The organism is Saccharothrix sp. CCNWYY140 (assembly GCF_037401995.1).
Classification (GTDB): Bacteria; Actinomycetota; Actinomycetes; order Mycobacteriales; family Pseudonocardiaceae; genus Actinosynnema.
Map to the genome: position 1 here is coordinate 96,892 of NZ_JBBEGC010000009.1, position 17,095 is coordinate 113,986.

Annotated in this window: 11 protein-coding genes; 4 read left to right on the forward strand and 7 right to left on the reverse strand. The window is 72.1% G+C overall.

Translation table 11 applies throughout. The features are described from left to right. Positions 1-47 precede the first annotated feature (47 nt). Positions 48-710, forward strand: a complete 663-nt coding sequence (locus WBN91_RS07985; RefSeq protein ID WP_337722623.1) for a GNAT family N-acetyltransferase — start codon at positions 48-50, stop codon at positions 708-710. On the opposite strand, the gene WBN91_RS07990 is transcribed toward WBN91_RS07985, so the two are convergent. From WBN91_RS07990 to WBN91_RS08000, 3 genes are all read right to left on the reverse strand, one after another. Next, positions 660-5,849: an NACHT domain-containing protein gene (locus WBN91_RS07990; protein ID WP_337722624.1), complete on the reverse strand. Its 5,190-nt coding sequence runs from the start codon at positions 5,847-5,849 to the stop codon at positions 660-662. The genes WBN91_RS07985 and WBN91_RS07990 overlap by 51 nt on opposite strands. Before the next feature lie 133 nt (positions 5,850-5,982). Then, complete coding sequence (locus tag WBN91_RS07995; protein WP_337722625.1) at positions 5,983-9,072, reverse strand: M14 family metallopeptidase; 3,090 nt, start codon at positions 9,070-9,072, stop codon at positions 5,983-5,985. 112 nt (positions 9,073-9,184) lie between these two features. Beyond that, on the reverse strand, positions 9,185-11,014 hold the full coding sequence (locus WBN91_RS08000) for a serine/threonine-protein kinase (protein ID WP_337722626.1): 1,830 nt from the start codon (positions 11,012-11,014) through the stop codon (positions 9,185-9,187). A 267-nt stretch (positions 11,015-11,281) separates the two neighbouring features. Here WBN91_RS08000 and WBN91_RS08005 point away from each other — a divergent pair, with 267 nt between their 5' ends. Beyond that, entirely contained in the window at positions 11,282-11,590 is a 309-nt protein-coding gene (locus WBN91_RS08005; protein WP_337722627.1) for a DUF1540 domain-containing protein, read from the forward strand. A gap of 45 nt (positions 11,591-11,635) precedes the next feature. On the opposite strand, the gene WBN91_RS08010 is transcribed toward WBN91_RS08005, so the two are convergent. The 3 genes from WBN91_RS08010 to WBN91_RS08020 all read right to left on the reverse strand — a co-directional run bounded on the left by WBN91_RS08010 (position 11,636) and on the right by WBN91_RS08020 (position 14,086). Beyond that, positions 11,636-12,364, reverse strand: a complete 729-nt coding sequence (locus tag WBN91_RS08010) for a GNAT family N-acetyltransferase (RefSeq protein ID WP_337722628.1) — start codon at positions 12,362-12,364, stop codon at positions 11,636-11,638. 64 nt (positions 12,365-12,428) lie between these two features. After that, positions 12,429-13,004 carry an FMN reductase gene (locus WBN91_RS08015; protein ID WP_337722629.1) on the reverse strand — a complete coding sequence of 192 codons (576 nt, stop codon included), beginning with the start codon at positions 13,002-13,004 and terminating at the stop codon, positions 12,429-12,431. Beyond that, the gene (locus tag WBN91_RS08020) at positions 13,001-14,086 is read right to left on the reverse strand and encodes an LLM class flavin-dependent oxidoreductase (RefSeq protein ID WP_337722630.1); all 1,086 of its coding nucleotides are present in this window, start codon (positions 14,084-14,086) and stop codon (positions 13,001-13,003) included. Before WBN91_RS08020 ends, WBN91_RS08015 begins: the two co-directional genes overlap by 4 nt. A 136-nt stretch (positions 14,087-14,222) precedes the next feature. Between WBN91_RS08020 and WBN91_RS08025 the strand changes: the two genes are divergently transcribed. After that, positions 14,223-15,644, forward strand: coding sequence for a glycosyltransferase family 39 protein (locus WBN91_RS08025; protein WP_337722631.1), 1,422 nt, complete (start codon positions 14,223-14,225; stop codon positions 15,642-15,644). A gap of 38 nt (positions 15,645-15,682) precedes the next feature. Then, positions 15,683-16,117: a VOC family protein gene (locus tag WBN91_RS08030; RefSeq protein WP_337722632.1), complete on the forward strand. Its 435-nt coding sequence runs from the start codon at positions 15,683-15,685 to the stop codon at positions 16,115-16,117. A gap of 26 nt (positions 16,118-16,143) precedes the next feature. On the opposite strand, the gene WBN91_RS08035 is transcribed toward WBN91_RS08030, so the two are convergent. After that, positions 16,144-17,043, reverse strand: a complete 900-nt coding sequence (locus tag WBN91_RS08035; protein WP_337722633.1) for an XRE family transcriptional regulator — start codon at positions 17,041-17,043, stop codon at positions 16,144-16,146. Positions 17,044-17,095 lie beyond the last annotated feature (52 nt).

Consider the following 17,095-nt stretch of genomic DNA (forward strand, 5'->3'; position numbering starts at 1 on the left):
GTCGTCTATTGCCATAAGCTTGCAACAAGCCGAGCGACGGAGGACCCATGACCGGCACCACCCGCACCACCACCCTGACCGACCTCATGCGCCAGTGGGAGCGCGGTTGGCGCGAGTGCCGGGGTTGGGCGGTGCCGGAGGAGGCCCGGGGCGGCCTGCACTCGGTCCAGGACCAGCCCTCCCGCTACCGCGAGATCATCGCACTCCACGACGACGACACGACCCTCCACACCCTCGGCGCGGAGGCCGCCGCCGCGACGAGGACGACCTGGGTCACCGTCGCCACCACCAGACCCGACGAGGTCGAACACACCCTCCGCGCGGCCGGCCTGACCCCCCGCGACGCGCACGAGTACCTGATGACCCGCACCCTGACCGGCCACCCGACCCGGGTCGCCCCTGCTCCCTACCAGGTCACCACGACCTCCACCGGCAGCGTGCTCAAGGTCGAGATCCACGACGGGGAGGCGCTGGCGGCAAGCGGCCAGGCCTCGGTGGTCGACGGCCACGCGGTCCCCGACAGGATCGAAACCCAGCCGGACCACCGCCGCTGCGGCCTGGGCACGGTGGTCATGGGCACCTTGGTCACCGAGGCGGCGAACCTGGACGCCCACACCGGCATCCTCTTGGCCAGCAAGGACGGCCAGGCCCTCTACACCTCACTGGGATGGATCACGGCCGCAACGATCGTGATCGCCACGAACGTTTAGCTCCCGTACCAGTCCGCGCGCCTCCTCACGACACACCTCACTCCACAGGGCCAAGTCCCGCGCCGCCCGCCGCCGAACATGCCGGGCAATCCCCTCGTCGCACGCCACCGCCCGAACCGCCACCACAGCCCTCTCCCGCAACGGCCTCCACAGGCTGACCACGTCCTCGGCACACCGAACCCGCGATATCGCCGGCAGTTCCGGGTCCACGGCCATAGCCGCCAACTGGACGGCCGCTTCCGCCGGTTCGAGCTGACCGATCCCCAGCAGTGCCCGCCCGCGGAGGAACGGGTTGGCGGTGCCGCGGAAACCCCGCAACAGCGCCAACGCTTCCCTCCGCCAAGCCGGGGCGGAATCCAACAGTTCACTCGCCGCCCTGATCCGGATGGCGACCGGGATCTCCTCCGCAGTCGCCATCGAGCGCAACACCGCCACCGCCTTCTCCCTGCCAGGCGTCCCGAGCCGGGCGAGGTCGTGAGTGACCTGGTGCCGCAACGCGGGCTTCTGCGCGGGATCGGTGGCGATCGCGTGCAGCAACGAGACCGCCGCCGCGCGGTCGGCCACGTCGTAGGGCACCAGCTTGACCGCTGCCCGCCACCGGACAGCGGAGGGAAGGGTGGTGTCATCGCGCATCGCCCGCACGGGGTGCAGCCCATCGGTCTTCCGCAACGCGAACCGGATGCGCAAGCGGCTCAGGTAAGACACACTCGCCACCGCTTCGCGCAGGAATCCCACCACCGACTGGGGCAGGACCCGCGCGATCTCGGCGACCATCAACGCCGTCTCGACCCGCTCTCGCAACGGCAGGGAACCATCGAGAACCTCGCGCTCCGCCTCACCCACCACCTGCCGCCACTGCGCCGCCCCCAGTCCGGCCAACGCCTTGCGGGCCTCGCGCGACCGCATGCCGGTCAAGACGCTGGTCGCTTCGGGCACGAAATGGCCGGACAGCGTCGCCAGCGCGATCGCGGCGTTAACCCGTTCCCCGGTGGAGGTCTCCGGCCCGGCCAGCACGTCACGGATCTCGGCTTCCGCCTCGGCCGCCAAGGGCAGGTCGTCCCACATGTCGGATCGGGGCACTCGCACGGCGAGCGACAGTGAGCGGTCGGCCAGCAGGTCACCTTCCACCTCCGTCCGCTTCTGCCGGTCGAGCAGGAGCACCAGGCGTCGCGAACGCCGCCGGGCGCCCGGATACCCCAGCACCTCGACGGCGAGCCTTCCGACCTCGACCTCTTCCACCACGAACAGGTTGCGCAGGCGTTCCACGCACGCGGTTCGCTCGTCTGGTGTCGCCGTCCGGTCGGAGGCGCCGAAACGCAGCAGCGCCACTGCGGAGGGAACGTGCTCGGACCGGTAGTGCGCCGCCAAGTGTGCGACGAACGCGCGTTCATCAAGCAGTTCGCTGCCATTGCCGGCGACGGCCTCGAAGTACGCGAGCACCGCCTCATCCCCTGCCGGGTCACGTCGGGCCACCTCGATCAACGCGGTGCACCGGTCCGAAGGGCTCAGGTACTCGTCGTCTGCCAAGCGGCGCAGCTCGTCGAGTGCGCCCTTCTCACCCAGGTCGTGCAGCAGTCCGGCCGCCGCCACGCGAACCCAGTGCGGCGTATCGGGGTTCTTGTACAGGCCGCGCACCAGGGGCACGACATCGACGCCGGTTCCAGCCAAGGTCGCCATTCGCCGACGGAAGCCCCCAGGATAATTCTCGTCGTCAGCGGGTTCGAACACGGCGGCAGCCAGTTCGCTAGCTTCCTCCGGCACGCACCGCGCTAGCATCACGGCCGCCTCCGCCCGGGTATGGCGATCGGCGGAGCCGTCGGCCAGGACACCGCGCAGTGCAGCCAGGGCTTCGGGCCGGTCGCCGAAGCCCAGCACTCCCAGCGCCGTCGCCATCCGAGTGGCCGCCTCGCTGGTGACGGCTTGCGGCAGCAGTTCACACAGCACGTCCGCGACTTGCTTCCGCAGCTCCACCCCGACATCGGTCAGGGACCTGGCCAGAAAGGGGAAGTCGGAGAATTCACGCACGATGGAGCGGATCATCGTGCACACCAGGTCCACGACGGCCCGGTGATGGCGCCGCCCGAGCCGCAACAGGGGATCAACCGCCTCCTGTCGGCTCCTGAGGCTCCCGGAGGTGTCCGCCAGGACACCGAGCAGGATTGCCGCGACCCGGTCGTGCTCCTCGTCGGAGGATGGCAGGTCGGCCGCGTAGTGGATGTACCGGGTACCGCCCTGGACAAGGATGTCCTCGAACGCCGCCAGCGCTTCCCCACGCAGCCCAGGGTCCAAGTCCACCAAGGCTGTCCAAGCCCGGAGAACCGTGGTCGAGTCGATCTCTGTGCGTGTGATCGCGAGCAGGCACTGCTTCACCTCGTCGTGGAACTCCGGCCCCGAACGGACCAAGCGCCCCGCGACCACGCACCGCTCCTCCGCCGGCAGTCGAGGTGCGGTGAGCCGTGACCGCAACTCGCGCAACGCCTCCGACCGGTACGGCTCGGCGTACTCGGTGAGCCGCGCCCACGTCCAGGTGCGGACCGATTCCGTCATCTCGACCTCAGTCGCCATCCGCCGTAGTTCGGCGGCCGACTCGGCGACGTACTCCGGCCCGAGGTCCGCGAGCCCTCCGGCACACACCCGCATGGTTCCAACCATCGCGCCGCCGTCGGCGATCACCTCGCGCAGGTGCTTCGCCGCCGGCTCGCGCCACTGCACGCCCATCGTGCCGAGTTGCTTCGCCCAGTGTGAGCGGTCGTTCGGGGTGAGAAAGGGATCAGCCAGTGCCGAGACGATCAAGTCGGCCGCCGTCTTGCGGTGTTGCGGTCCCAGTTCGGCCAGCACTCCCGCGATGAGGGAACGGTTGTAGTGGTCGCGGCGGGGGTCGCGGGCCAAGGCGGTGAGGATGCCGGCGGCTTCGGCGCTGTGGTCTGAGCCCAACGAGGCCAGGCCCAGGGCCGCGTCGCGCCTGCCCGCTGTGCCGTCCACGGGGTCGGTCAGGATCGCGTGGAAGATCTCGGCTCCGCGATCGTGGAACTCCGCGCCGATCTCGACGAGCCCGGTCGCCGCTTCCACGAGGTCATCCGGTGGGGTGGTGCCGTCGTCGAGCAGGCGGGTCAGGGACTGGATCGCGTATGTGCGCGCCTCTCGGCCGAAATTGGAGAGCACGACCGCCGCTGTCCGGCAGCGGTAGCCGGAGGCCCAAGGGTTCTCCAGGACCGAGCGCAGGCCGCGTTCGGCTGCTGCGCGTTCGCCCTCGCCGCAGTCGGCCAGGGCCTGGGCGGCGTCCAGGCGTTCCCAGACGGACGCGTCCGGGTCGTCCACGAGAGCGGTCAGGAAGGCGATGGCCTCGGGGGTCTGGGGGCCGCGCAGGCGGGTTGCCAGGGCGGAGGCGGCCTCGATGCGGGAGTCGGGTGGGGCGGTGGTGGTGCGCATCAGGGTGGTGAGCCAGTCGGCCAGGCCGGGGTGGTGGGTGGCGCGGCTGGTTTGGGCGAGGATTTCGGCGCACGGGTAGAGGCTGGTCATCGCCCAGCCCCACACGGTTTCCAGGAAGGCGTCCACGACCGACGCGCTCGCGGGCACGCGTCTGGCCAGCAGGCGGGCGGCCAGGAGGTGGTGTTCGGCGTCGCCGGAGTGCAGGTGGCTGATCAGGGGGTCGGCTTCGGTGGGGCGTAGGCGGGTGTGGTGGAGGAGGACGGATCGGGCGAAGTGGCCGCGTTCGCGGGGGCGGGCGGCGTACAGGGTGCGGACGAATTCTGGGTGTTGGGGGTTGAAAGCGGTTGGTAGGTCGCGGGCGATCGAGGTCGCAGCGAGGTGTTCGGCGAAGCTGTGGTGCAGGAAGCGCAGGTCGCCGGTGCGGATGATCAACGGGCCTACGGAGACCAGGAACGCGGTCAGGGCGTCCGGCCAGTCCGGGGGCAGGGCACCGGCGGGGACGTGGGTGCGGACCCAGTGGCGCGCGGCGTCGAGGAGTGAGCTGTCGGTTTCCAGGCGGATGCGGCCCAGGTGTTCCAGCAGGGCCTCGCGGTGGTCCTCGAACGGACCGGTCGGGGTGCGGGCCGAGCGGAGGAAGGCCAGGTAGGACTCGTACAGCTCGTACTGGTTGTCCGGTAGCGGGCGGTCGGAGCGCTGTTCGAAGATGATCGCCGCGATGGTGGCCAGCAGGGGCACGCGGACCAGCTCGTCCAGGTGGGCCGCGCGGATCTGGCGGACGAAGCGGTGGGCCAGGTCCGGGTCGTCGTCGGCGAACCAGTTGTGCGCGAAGGAGAGCAGGGCCTCCTCGTCGAACGGCTGGAGCTCGTAGCGGGCCGCGCCGATGCGGTGCAGCGGGGCCAGCGCCCCACCTTCCACCGGACGGGTGGTCAGCATCACCCGATAGGGAGCGTCCTCGCCGGCCCAGGAGGCCAGTACGGTGACCAGGCGGTCGCGGTCGGCGCTGTCGGCCACCTCGTCCAGGGCGTCCACCAGCAGCAGCCACCGCCGGCCCGCCACGCGCTCGGCCAGCAGGTCGGCGGTCACGGGCGCGCGCAGCAGGGCCCCGTACTCGGCGTGCGCGCTGTCGGCCAGGGCCTGGGAGAAGGGCAGGTCGAGGCGGGCGGCGAGTTCGCGGGCGGGCAGGCGCAGCGGCACGGCCTCCTCGGTGATCGGGTTCTCCCCCGTGCCGCACCACCAGGCGGCCAGGTCGGCGGCCAGCCGCAGCGACAGCGTCGACTTGCCCTGGCCCGCGCCGCCGGTGACCAGCAGGTGCTCGTCGCCGTCGAGCGCCTCGCGGACCGTCCGGGCCGGCGGGCGCACGGCCACCCGCACGACCGGCGCGCGCGGCACCTCGACCAGCTGCCCGTGGCCGTCCACGATCGGGGTCGGCCGGGGCGCCTCGGCACGGGGTTCCTCGATGCCGGCGCCGAGGTCCTGGCGCACGTACACGGTGGCCAGCGACGGCCGGCGCGCCCCGCGCAGCTGGTAGGGCAGCTCGTGGGCGGCGCTGATCTGGGCGTGCAGCAGCGACCGGACGGCGGCCGGCAGCAGGTGGTCGTCCGGCGGCGGGGCGGCGGCCACGTGGAAGTGGACGCCGCCCTCGATCACGCCCGCCTGGACGGTGGGGGCGTGCACGCCGCCGGTGACGTGGTTGGCGATCTCCTGGTCCACGAAGGCATGGTCCCACGCCGCCCGACCGCACTTTTGCGGCTCAGGAGTGGGACTTCCGGCGTCAAGTCCACTGTGGACAACCGAACCGGGTCGGCGCGGCGGCGTTGCCGCGCCGACCCGGTCGGCGGCGGGCTCACCCGCCGAGGAGGTGGTCCAGGACCCGGTCCATCACCGCATTGCGGGTCGCCGCGTCGCTGATCCCTTCGAAGCCGAACCCGAAGTACAGCGTGTCCTCCGTGGCCACCGCGGCGCCCTCGGGGAAGCCGGCCGCGGTGATGCGCTCGAAGTTGTTCGGGTTCACCGCGCTGCCCACCGGCGGACCGGTGAACGCCCAGCCGTCCAGGCCGGTCTCGAACGAGGTGCTGCCCTCGCCCGTGGACACCACGATGTCGTCGATGAACACGCCCAGCCCCTGCACGGACCAGTCGCTGACGTAGGCGATGGACACCTCGACCTGGCCGTTGGCGTAGGCCGACAGGTCGACGGCCCACTGCTGCCAACCGCCCGAGCCGCCGGACGACGCGTTCCACACGCCGGTCGTCCCGGTCGGCGAGCACGTGCCGTCGGCGTTGAGGGTCTGGTAGTGGTCCAGGTGCGGGTGGATGTCCCGCCAGCCCTCCGGGCAGCTGTCACCGGTCGCGGTGGTGGTGTTGCCGTTGAGGTCGGGCAGGGTCGTCCAGGTCTCCGTGCCGACCGGGCGGGCCTCGACGAACACGTGGTCCCACGCCGGTTCGGTGTCGAAGGAGGTCCAGAACGACAGCTGCGCGCCGCCGGCGGGCACGGAGATCGTCCGGGTCAACCGCTTGTAGGAGACGTCCCCGATCTGCGAGTAGGCGTAGAACTCGCCGGTGTGCGGCTCGAACGGGCCGCCGGCACGCGCCCACGCGGCCACCGGGCTGCTCGCGAACTGCGGGTAGCGGTTGGCGGGCAGCAGGGCGCTGGTGGTGATGAACGACGCCGTCCGGCTCTGGTTCTGCGCGGAGTCCGCGCCGTTGAGCGTCCACGCCAGGCCCGCCAGCGGCGGCGCGGTGCCTTCGACGGCGTTCGGGTCGCCGTTGGCGTCCAGACCCGCGCCCGCGTTGACCAGGCCCGCGCCGAACCAGTACTCGATGACGTCGTTGAGCCCGTTGCCCGACCCGCCCAGCGGGCGGCAGCGCGGCGCGACGGCCGGGTCGGCGCACGAGGCGTTCTGGAACGGGTCGTAGAGCTGCGGAGCCAGGGCGGAGCTGTACTGCTGACCGGCGGAGTTGCCGGTGTAGAACACCTTCCCGCCCTCGTTGAGGTAGTCGCGCACCGCGAACAGCTCGGTCTGGGCGAGGCTGGAAGCCGTGCCGGCGGGCCGTCCCGCGTCACGGGTGACGACGTCGTCGCCGGTGTACCAGATGACGGCGTCGTAGTGGGACAGCACGCCCAGCGGGTCCGGCGCGGTGCGGCCGTTGGCGTCCACGTCGTAAACGTCGAAGCTGGTGCCCGAGGCGGCCAGCGCGTCGGTGTAGTACGACAGGTACTGCGGCGCGGTCACCCCGGTCTTGAGCGGCGACGCGCCCGTGTAGTCCTCGGCCGCCAGCACCAGCACCCGGGCACCGCTGTCGGACTCGACCCGGTACTCGAAGGACGGGCTGGTCGCGCCACCGCCCTCGAACCACACCTTCACCGAGTCGTCGGGGTTCGTGCCGGTCACCTGCCCGCTCACCACGTGGTAGTAGTTCGAGTTGCCCGCGCCGTAGCGCTCACCACCGGTCCACTCGCCGGTCGCCGCGCTCTGCACCGCGCCACCGTTGACCTGCCACTTCGCGGTGACCGCGCCGAGCGACCGCTTGGCCAGCACCCGGACCTCCTGCGGGTCGCCGTAGGAGACGTCGAAGGTGAAGTCCAGCATCGACAGCGGACCGTTCTCCGCGTCGGCGTCGGCCTGGTCGAGGTAGAACGGCTGCGTGGTCAGGCCCGCGGCCGACTTCGGGTTGGCCGGATCGGTCGCCGACCGGGCCAGCGACAGCGAGAACGGCAGGGTCTTCTGGAACTCCGCCTCCACCAGCGCCTCGTCGTCGGGGAAGACGAAACCGCAACCCTCGCAGCCCTCGCCCAGCTCGGGGGTGAAGGCCACGGTGCCGGCGGCGCTGTCGGCGTAGTCGGTGGTCTCGCCGTTGGTCACGTACAGCTCGTCGGAGCTGATGCCGGGGTCGAAGCCGGGGATCGCAGGGTTGGCGTCGGTGCCCGCCAATGCCACGTAGACCGGGTTGTCCGCCTCCGGGGAACCGGTCTGCCAGCCCTGCGGGTAGAGGATGAACGGGCCGTAGGAGTGCAGGTTGGACTGGAACTTCGGCTTGATCCGGTCGATCAGGCCCTGCATGGCCCTGGTCTCCGGCTCGGAGGCCGCGCTCGGGCCGCGGTAGGTGTCGCTGGACGGCGCGGTCGAGGAGCCCTCGTTGTCGTAGTCGAAGTGCTCGTCGAAGTTGCGGTTGGGGTCGACGCCGTCGCCGACGTTGACCACGCCGTTGCCGTCGTTGTCCCGCAGGTTCTTGCGCCACAGGCGTTCGGTGTCGAACGAGTACTGGTAGCCGTCCGGGTTGGCCACCACCACGAACCACAGCTCGGTGCTCTTGAGCAGGTCCTTGATCTCCGGGTCGTCGGCCTTGAAGCGGTCGAGGTAGTGGCGCAGCAGGCGCCGGTTGACCTCGACGCTGATCCACTCCCGGGCGTGCTGCAACGACGAGTACAGCACCGCCGGGCGGGCGCCGTCCTTGAGGCCCGGCGCCCCCTGGGTGACCTTGAGGGCGATGATCTCGCGGTTCTGCGCCGTGCGGCCCAGGACGGACAGCTTGACCAGGTTGCGGTTGGCGCGGGCCAGCGAGTACAGCTCGTCGCGGATGCCGCCGGTCTCGTCGAACGACCGCCACACGGTGTGCCCGTCGGCGGCCTGCTCGGCGGCCAACTGGCGCGCGGTCTTGCCGTCCTTGGACTTCTTGACCTGCACCGGGACGCCCCGCTCGACCAGCCGGTCGCGTTCGCTGTCGGCCAGCACCAGTTCCACCCGGACCCGGTCGCCGACCACCTGGTTGGACACCACGTCCAAGCCTTGGCGGGCCAACGCCGCCGCGTCGGCCGGCGCCACCTCCGCCACGTAGACGTCCAGCGGATCGGCGGGTGGGGCCGCCCCGGCCGGGGCGGCGACCCCGGCGAGGACGAGGATCAGCGAAGCGAGGACGGCAGCGGACCGCTTCATGGCGCGGCTCCTTCCGAGCATCCGTGCGGCGGCGGAAGTCCTGCTCGGGGACGCTACGCCCGTCGGCGGTGCCCGCTATGGGCCGAAAGGCCCTATGTCAGGCGTTCGGCGCTCACGTCTGGCCGTCGATCATCCACGTCCCGTTGACCTGCACCAGGGTGAAGGTGTGGAAGTAGCTCTCGGTGCCGCCCGCCTTGGTGAGGTAGGTGACGGTGGCGGAGACGTGGTTGGCGTCCTGGAGGGTGACGTTGCTGAGCTGCACCGAGGCGATCCCGCTCCAGAAGTTCTGGTACTGCTCGAAGCTCCCCACCCGTGGCGTGGCCTTGAAGGCGTCGGTGAGGCGGGACCAGCCGCCCTGGATGTCGCCCGGCATGAGCGCGTAGTAGTCGGCGAGGCCCTTGTCCGCGGTGCCGGCCGGCTGCGGCGCTGGTGCCGTGGTGGTGGTGGTCGTGGGGGGTTGGGTCGTGGTGGGCTGCTCGGTGGAGGTGGCCGGGGGCTGCTGCGGCTCGGTGGTGGGTTCGAGGGCCGGCGTCGTGGTGGTCGTGGTGTCGGTGGGGCTGCCGGCCTGGTCGTTCGGCGGCGTTTTGTCGCGGTTGAGCAGCACGACCAGCAGGACCACGAGCAGCACGGCCAGCGCCGCGCCGGCCAGCAGCAGGGGGCGCTTGCGGTCGCGCTTGTCGGCGGGCTCCTCGCGGGCGGGGTCCCGGTGGGCGGGGTCCTCGATGGGCCGGGTCACGGGCGGGACCGCGGCGGCGGGCTGGTAGTCCGCCGGAGTCGCTGCGGCCGACTGCGGCGCGGCCGACTGCGGCCTGGGCGGCGCGGCGGGTGACTGCGGCGCGGGTGACTGCGGCGCGGGTGACTGCGGCGCGGGTGACTGCGGCGCGGGTGACTGCGGCGCGGGCGGCGCGGCGGCCGGCGTGTAGTCCGCCGGCGGGGTCATACCAGCCGGCGGGGTGGCGGGCGGTGGTGTCGGCGCGGGTCCGCTGCCGGCGTCGGGCGCGGCGGCGGGTGCGGCGGGTTCCGGAGTCGGGTCGGCGGGAGGGGTCGGGTCGGCCGGGGTTTCCGCGGGCGGGCTCGGCGGGACGATCACCTTGGTCGCCGGCGCGGAGGGCAGGGCGGAGGCCAGCACCGTGGCCGGGTCGGTCGACTCCTCGCTGAGCATCCGGACCGCCTCGGCCATCGTCGGCCGGGTCTCGGGGTTCGGGTCGAGCAGGCGGGTCAGGACCGGTTCCAGCGTGCCCGCGTTCGACGGCGGCGGGTACTTGCCCTCGGCGGCCCGGTGCAGCAGCAGGATGGGGTTGCCGTCGGTGCCGAACGGCGGTGCGCCCTCCAGCGCCGCGTACAGGGTCGCGCCGACGCCGAACACGTCGGCCGGGAAGCCGATCTCCTCGCCGCGCGCGACCTCCGGGGCCAGGTAGGCGGGTGTGCCGACGAGCATGCCGGTCGCCGTGATCGTGCCCTCCCCCGCCACGCGGGAGGTGCCGAAGTCGGTGACCTTGACCGTGCCGAACTCGGTCACCAGCACGTTGCCGGGCTTGACGTCCCGGTGCACGACGCCGGCCGCGTGCGCCGCCGCCAGCCCGGACGCCAGTTGCGCGCCGACGCGCCGCACCTCGTCCGGCGGCAGGGTGCCGCGGTCGACCAGGATCGCCGCGAGGCTGCGCGAGGGCAGGTACTCCATCACCAGCCACGGCCGGCCGTCGTCCTCGACCACGTCGTAGAGCGCGATCACGTTGGCGTGCTGGAGCCGGGCGGCGATGCGGCCCTCGCGGACCGCGCGGCGCACCGAGTCGGCGTCGAAACCGTTGCGGGTCACCAACTCCTTGAGCGCGACGATGCGCCGCAGCCGGGTGTCCTCGGCGCGCCAGACGACGCCCATGCCACCCGCGCCGATCCGGTCCGTCAACCGGTACCGGCCCGCGACGGTCCGCTCCTCCACCACTTCCCCATCCCCTCCAGCGATCGCGTCCGCTCGATCAGGTGACCGTCGAACGTGTGTACCCCGCCACGATGCCGGCCGATCATCGCCCCGTCCGCGAGCGCCCCGTGGTGTGTCGCGCACACCGGTCGCACCCTCGACCGGAGGAAATGCGGCCCGCGACCACGGAAAGAAATGAATGGTAAGGCTAACCTAATCATTCTCGTGTTGCGACCATGCAATAGGTGGGGCACTGTGCGAAACGGCGAAACAATCGACCGAGGAGCCGGGATGACCACCACTGAAATGCCCCATGTCAGCGAGTGCACGGTCGCGGGCTGTTCGTACAACCACGACGGCTGCCACGCCTTCGCCATCACCGTGAGCGGCCACAACGGCGCCGCCGACTGCGGCACGTTCATCCCGCTGTCGCGCAAGGGCGGACTGGACCGGGTGATCGCCCAGGTCGGCGCGTGTTCGCGCACCGACTGCCGGTACAACAAGGACCTGGAATGCTCGGCCTCCGACATCCGCGTCGGTCCGGGCGAGGGCGGGCACGCGGCGAACTGCCTCACCTATTCCCCGCGCGCGGACGTCTGACCACCGGGTTCGCCGACCCGAAGGCCCCGACCGGCCCGCCCGCGCTCACCCCGTCGGCTTCCACCACCACTTGGCGTGCGCCACGACGGTGAAGCCGAAGGAGTCGTAGAGCGGGCGGCCGGCCTCGGTCGCGGTCAGGGTGGCCGGCCCGTCCACCCCGTCGAGCGCGGCGGCGAGCAGCGCCCGCCCCACGCCCCGGGAGCGGTGCTCCGGGAGAGTCGTCACCCAGTACAGGCCGGTCGCGTGACCGTCCAGGATGGACAGACAGGCGCCGGTGGGCTCGCCGTCGCGCGCCACCAGGTGCAGCCGCGCCTCGGGCCGGTCGAGCAGGGCGGGCGTCAACGCCTCCCCCGGCGCGAACCCGGGCAGCGGGAACCCGTCCAGCACGACCTTCTCCGCCGCCGCGAGCTGCGCCACCGTCTCCACCGGCGTCACGTCGAGCGCGGGCGGGGACACCGGACCGGGTTGCCGCGCCATGACCGGCAGCTCCCGGCTTCCCAGCCCCCAGTCCGCGCAGTCGAGCACGGCGAACGGGTCCTCGACGACGGTCACCCGCCGCTCCCCCGCCGCCGCGACCAGGTCCGCCATCTCGGCGACGTCGTCCGCCGCCGGCTCCGGACCCCGCACCAGCACGCGGACCAGGCCGGGTCCCCGCATCGCGGTGAAGCCCGGCCGGCGGATCAGCTCGTGCCCGCGGGTCTCGGCGAGCACGGTGTGCAGGACGTCGGAGTTGTGCGTGGCGAGCGCGAGCGCGGCGGGCACGACAGAGGTCATGATCGGACTCTATGCGCCGATCGGCCCTGCGGTCAGGCGCATTTCCGCCGCGCCCGCCCGGCCGTCACCGCCGGTTGAGCAGCTGGTCGAAGGGCACGAAGGTGTCCGCCGGCTTGGTCGCGACCCGCCCTTCCAGCAGGCCGGCCAGCTCACCCGCGGCCCGATCGATGCGGGTCGACAGGCCCTCCGGCGCGCCCCAGTCCGAGGACGCCGCGTAGACGCCGGTCGGCACGACGACGGCACGCAGGTAGGCGAACAACGGGCGCAGGGCGTGGTCGAGCACCAGCGAGTGGCGTTCGGTCCCGCCGGTCGCCGCGATCAACACAGGCTTGCCCACCAGGGAGTCCGGCTCCAGCACATCCACGAAGGACTTGAACAGCCCGCTGTAGGAGGCGTTGAACGTCGGCGTCACCACGATCAGCCCGTCGGCCGTGACGACGTCGTCCACGACCTCCTTCAGCCGGGCGCTGGGGAACCCGGTCACCAGGTTGTCCGCCACGTCCCGCGCCACGTCGCGCAGCCGGACGGACCGGAGGTCGACGGGCAGCTCACGGTCGACGGCGGCGGCGAGCCGGTCGGCCAGCAGGTGGCTGGACGACGGCTCACCGAGACCGGCCGACACGACGGCCAGGGTCGTCACTTCACGCCCTCCTTCGAGGCGGCGGCGAGCAGGGAAGCGTGGGTGGGGGCGTCGGGCACGTCGGCGGGCCGCCCGATGGCGAACTCGCGGCGCAGCACCGGCACGATCTCGCCGAGCATGTCCAGCTGCTCCAGCACGGTCTTGAGCGGCAGGCCGGCGTGGTCCATCAGGAACAGCTGCCGCTGGTAGTCGCCGAAGTGCTCGCGGAAGGTCAGCGTCTTGTCGATGACCTCCTGCGGGCTGCCCACGGTCAGCGGCGTCTGCGAGGTGAACTCCTCCAGCGACGGGCCGTGCCCGTAGACGGGGGCGTTGTCGAAGTACGGCCGGAACTCGCGGACGGCGTCCTGGGAGTTGCGGCGCATGAACACCTGGCCGCCGAGGCCGACGATCGCCTGGTGCGCGGCGCCGTGCCCGTAGTGCTCGAAGCGCTCCCGGTAGAGGTTGATCAGCCGCTGGAAGTGCTCCTTGGGCCAGAAGATGTTGTTCGCGAAGAAGCCGTCGCCGTAGTACGCGGCCTGCTCGGCGATCTCCGGGCTGCGGATCGAGCCGTGCCACACGAACGGCGGCACGCCGTCCAGCGGCCGGGGCGTCGCGGTGAACGACTGGAGCGGGGTGCGGAAGCGGCCCTGCCAGTCCACGACGTCCTCGCGCCACAACCGGTGCAGCAGGTGGTAGTTCTCGATGGCCAGGTCGATGCCGTCGCGGATGTCCTTGCCGAACCACGGGTACACCGGGCCGGTGTTGCCCCGGCCCATGACCAGGTCCACCCGGCCGTCGGCCAGGTGCTGGAGCATCGCGTAGTCCTCGGCGATCTTGACCGGGTCGTTGGTGGTGATCAGCGTGGTGGCGGTGGACAGGATGAGGCGTTCCGTGCGCGCCGCGACGTAGCCGAGCATCGTGGTGGGCGAGGACGGCACGAACGGCGGGTTGTGGTGCTCGCCGGTCGCGAACACGTCCAGGCCGACCTCCTCGGCCTTGAGCGCGATCGCGACCATCGCCTTGATGCGCTCGGCCTCGGTCGGCGTCCGGTCCGTGGTGGGGTCGGGCGTCACGTCGCCGACGGTGAAGACACCGAACTGCATAACCGCTCCTCGGTCCAAGTAGTTGCACTTTCAACTACTGCGCACAACGGTACCGCGTCGATCGCTATTCCGCCGTTGCGGGGTGGCGCGGACCACGCCAGGGTGTGTGGCCGGGGTCACTCTTGTGGGGGACGTGATGCGGTTCGCGTGGCGCGAGGTGGGGGTCGTGGTCGCGGTGCAGGCGGTGGTGCTCACCGCACTGTCCGACCGGTACGGGTTCCACCGCGACGAGCTGTACTTCCTGGCCGCCGGCAAGCACCCGGCCTGGGGTTATGTCGACCAGCCGCCGCTGACACCGCTGCTGGCGCGCGCGTTCACGGCGCTGCTGGGCGAGACGCCGGCGGGCCTGCGGGTGGCCGCCACCCTGCTCGCCGCCGCCACCCTCGTCGTGGTGGCCCTGATCACGGCCGAACTCGGCGGCGGCCGGGCCGCCCAGGTCTTCGCCGCCGCCGCGACCGCGTTGTCCGGGTTCGTGCTCGGCATCACGCACATGCTGTCCACGGCCACCGTCGACCTGCTGCTGTGGGTGGCGATCGCGTACTTCTTCCTGCGCGTGCTGCGCGGCGACGGCCGGTGGTGGGTGGCGGTCGGGGCGGCCGTCGGCGTGGCGATGGCCAACAAGTGGCTGGTGCCGCTGCTGGTCGTGTCGTTGGGCGTGGCGCTGCTGGTCACCGGGCCGCGCCGGGTGCTGCTGAGCCGGTGGCTGCCGGTCGGGGTGCTGGTGGCGGCGCTGCTCACGGCCCCGGTGTTCCTCTGGCAGCTCCGGCACGACTTCCCGCTGCTGCGGGTGGCCGGCGGGATCAGCGAGGTGGACGGCGGCGAGAACCGGGCGATGTTCGTGCCCCTGCAACTGCTGTACCTGTCGCCGGTGCTGGTGCCGGTGTGGGTGGCGGGGTTCGTGCGGTTGTGGCAGGAGCCGCGCCACCGGTCGGTCGCGCTGGCCTACCCGGTGCTGTGCGCGATCACCGTGATCAGCGGCGGCAAGCCGTACTACACCATGCCGTTGCTGGTGGTGCTGCTCGCGGCCGGAGCCGCGCCGGCGGTGCGCTGGGCCGCTCGGCACCGGGTGTGGGCGGGGACGGGCGCGGTCGTCGGCACGGCGGTGTCGGTGGTGGTCGGCCTGCCCGTGCTGCCCGCACCGGCCCTGGGTCCGGTGCTCGCGATCAACCCCGAGGCGGGCGAACAGGTCGGCTGGCCCGAGCTGACCGCCACCGTCGCCCGGGTGTGGGCGACCATCCCGGCCGAGCGGCGCGGCGAGGCGGTGGTCTTCGCGCGCAACTACGGGCAGGCGGGCGCGATCGAGCGGTTCGGCCCGGAGCACGGCCTGCCCCGGCCGCACTCGGGGCACATGTCCTACGCCGACTGGGGTCCGCCCGCGGACACCTCCGACGGGCCGGTGCTGGTGGTGGGCGCGCGCAGCCCGGAGTTCACCGAGTGCCGGGTGGTGGAGATCCACCACGCCGCGGTGGAGAACGAGGAGGACGGGACGGACGTGGCCCTGTGCAAGGCGCCACAGTGGTCCCGGGTGTGGCCCCAGCTGCGCCGGTACTACAGCTGAGTGGCTCGTCGGCCGGAGCGGCGGACTATTGTGGACGGATGAGTTCGATCAAGACGTTCCAAGTCACCTTCGACTGCGCGGACCCCGCGCGCGTCGGGCGTTTCTGGTGCGAGGTGCTGGGCTACGTCCCGGTCCCGCCCCCGGACGGGTTCGCCGACTGGGACGAGTTCGGGCGCTCCCTGCCCGCCGACCGCGAGGGCGCGTGGTTCGCCTGCGTCGACCCGACGGGCGTGGGGCCACGGCTGTACTTCCAGCGCGTCCCCGAGGGCAAGGTCGTCAAGAACCGCGTGCACCTCGATGTGCGCGTCGGCACGGGCCTCGTGGGCGAGGAGCGCCTGGCCACGCTGAAGGCGGAGGCCGACCGGCTGGTCGCGCTGGGCGCGAGCATCGTGCAGGTGCTGGTCGCCGACGAGGAAAACGAGTCGTGCATCCCGATGCTCGACGTCGAGGGCAACGAGTTCTGCGTGGACTGAGCCGGGCGGCGGTGGCCGGGCGGCGGTCACCACTGCCAGCGGAAGCCGTAGGTGCCCGGGCCGATGTCGAGCGCGACGCCCAGCAGGGAGCCGCTCGCGTCGACCCGCACCGGCACCGCCGTCTCCGGGCGTCCGTCGGCCCGGTGGTACTGCTCGCACGACACCGGCAGCGCCGCCGGGTCGAAGGCCACCTCCAGCACGTACTCCCGCACCGGCAGCCGGAACTTGCGGCCGACCGCCGTGGTGACGCCGAACGGCGGTCGGCTGACCAACTCGTGCTCGATGACGATGCTCTCGCCGCGCCGCAACGCCCGGTCGAACACCAGCTCCGCGCACACCACCCCCGCATCACGCCGGCCGACCGTGCGGCCGACCGCGCAGTGCCGCACCGGGCGCAGCAGCGGCAGCGGTGTGCCGGGACGCTCGGTGCCGGCGATCACCACCCACCGGTCCGCGCCGTCCGCTTCGGCGCGCAGCACGTGCCGGGACCGGATCACGCGTTCGGCGCGGTCGGCGCCCACGGTGACGAAGTCGTGCTGGCTCAACCGGGTCAGCACGTCGTCCCACCCGGTGTCCACCTGCCGCACGGCCCACTCGACGCTCTCCCGGTCGGCCCACAGGGAGCTGATCGGCACCGGCTCGTCCGGCACCCGCTTGAGCCACCGCCCCCGCGGTCGCGGCGGACCCAGCAGGTTCTCCAGGTGGCCCGGCGGCAGGGCCAGCACCTCCTCCAGCAACCCGATCGCCGCCAGCGACGACCGCCGCTCCGGCCTGCTGCGCCCCGACTGCCAGTAGCTCAACGTCGCCAGGCTGACCTTGACCCCGTGCTGCTCCAGGTGCTCGCGGATGCGCTCCAACCCCAGTCCGCGGGCCGCGATCGCCGCGCGCAGGGCGCCGGCGAACGTGTCCGTCTTCGCTGCGTCCATGCCACTCCCCCTCGCCGTCCACGGTATTGCCGGATCAGCACCCCGGGGAATG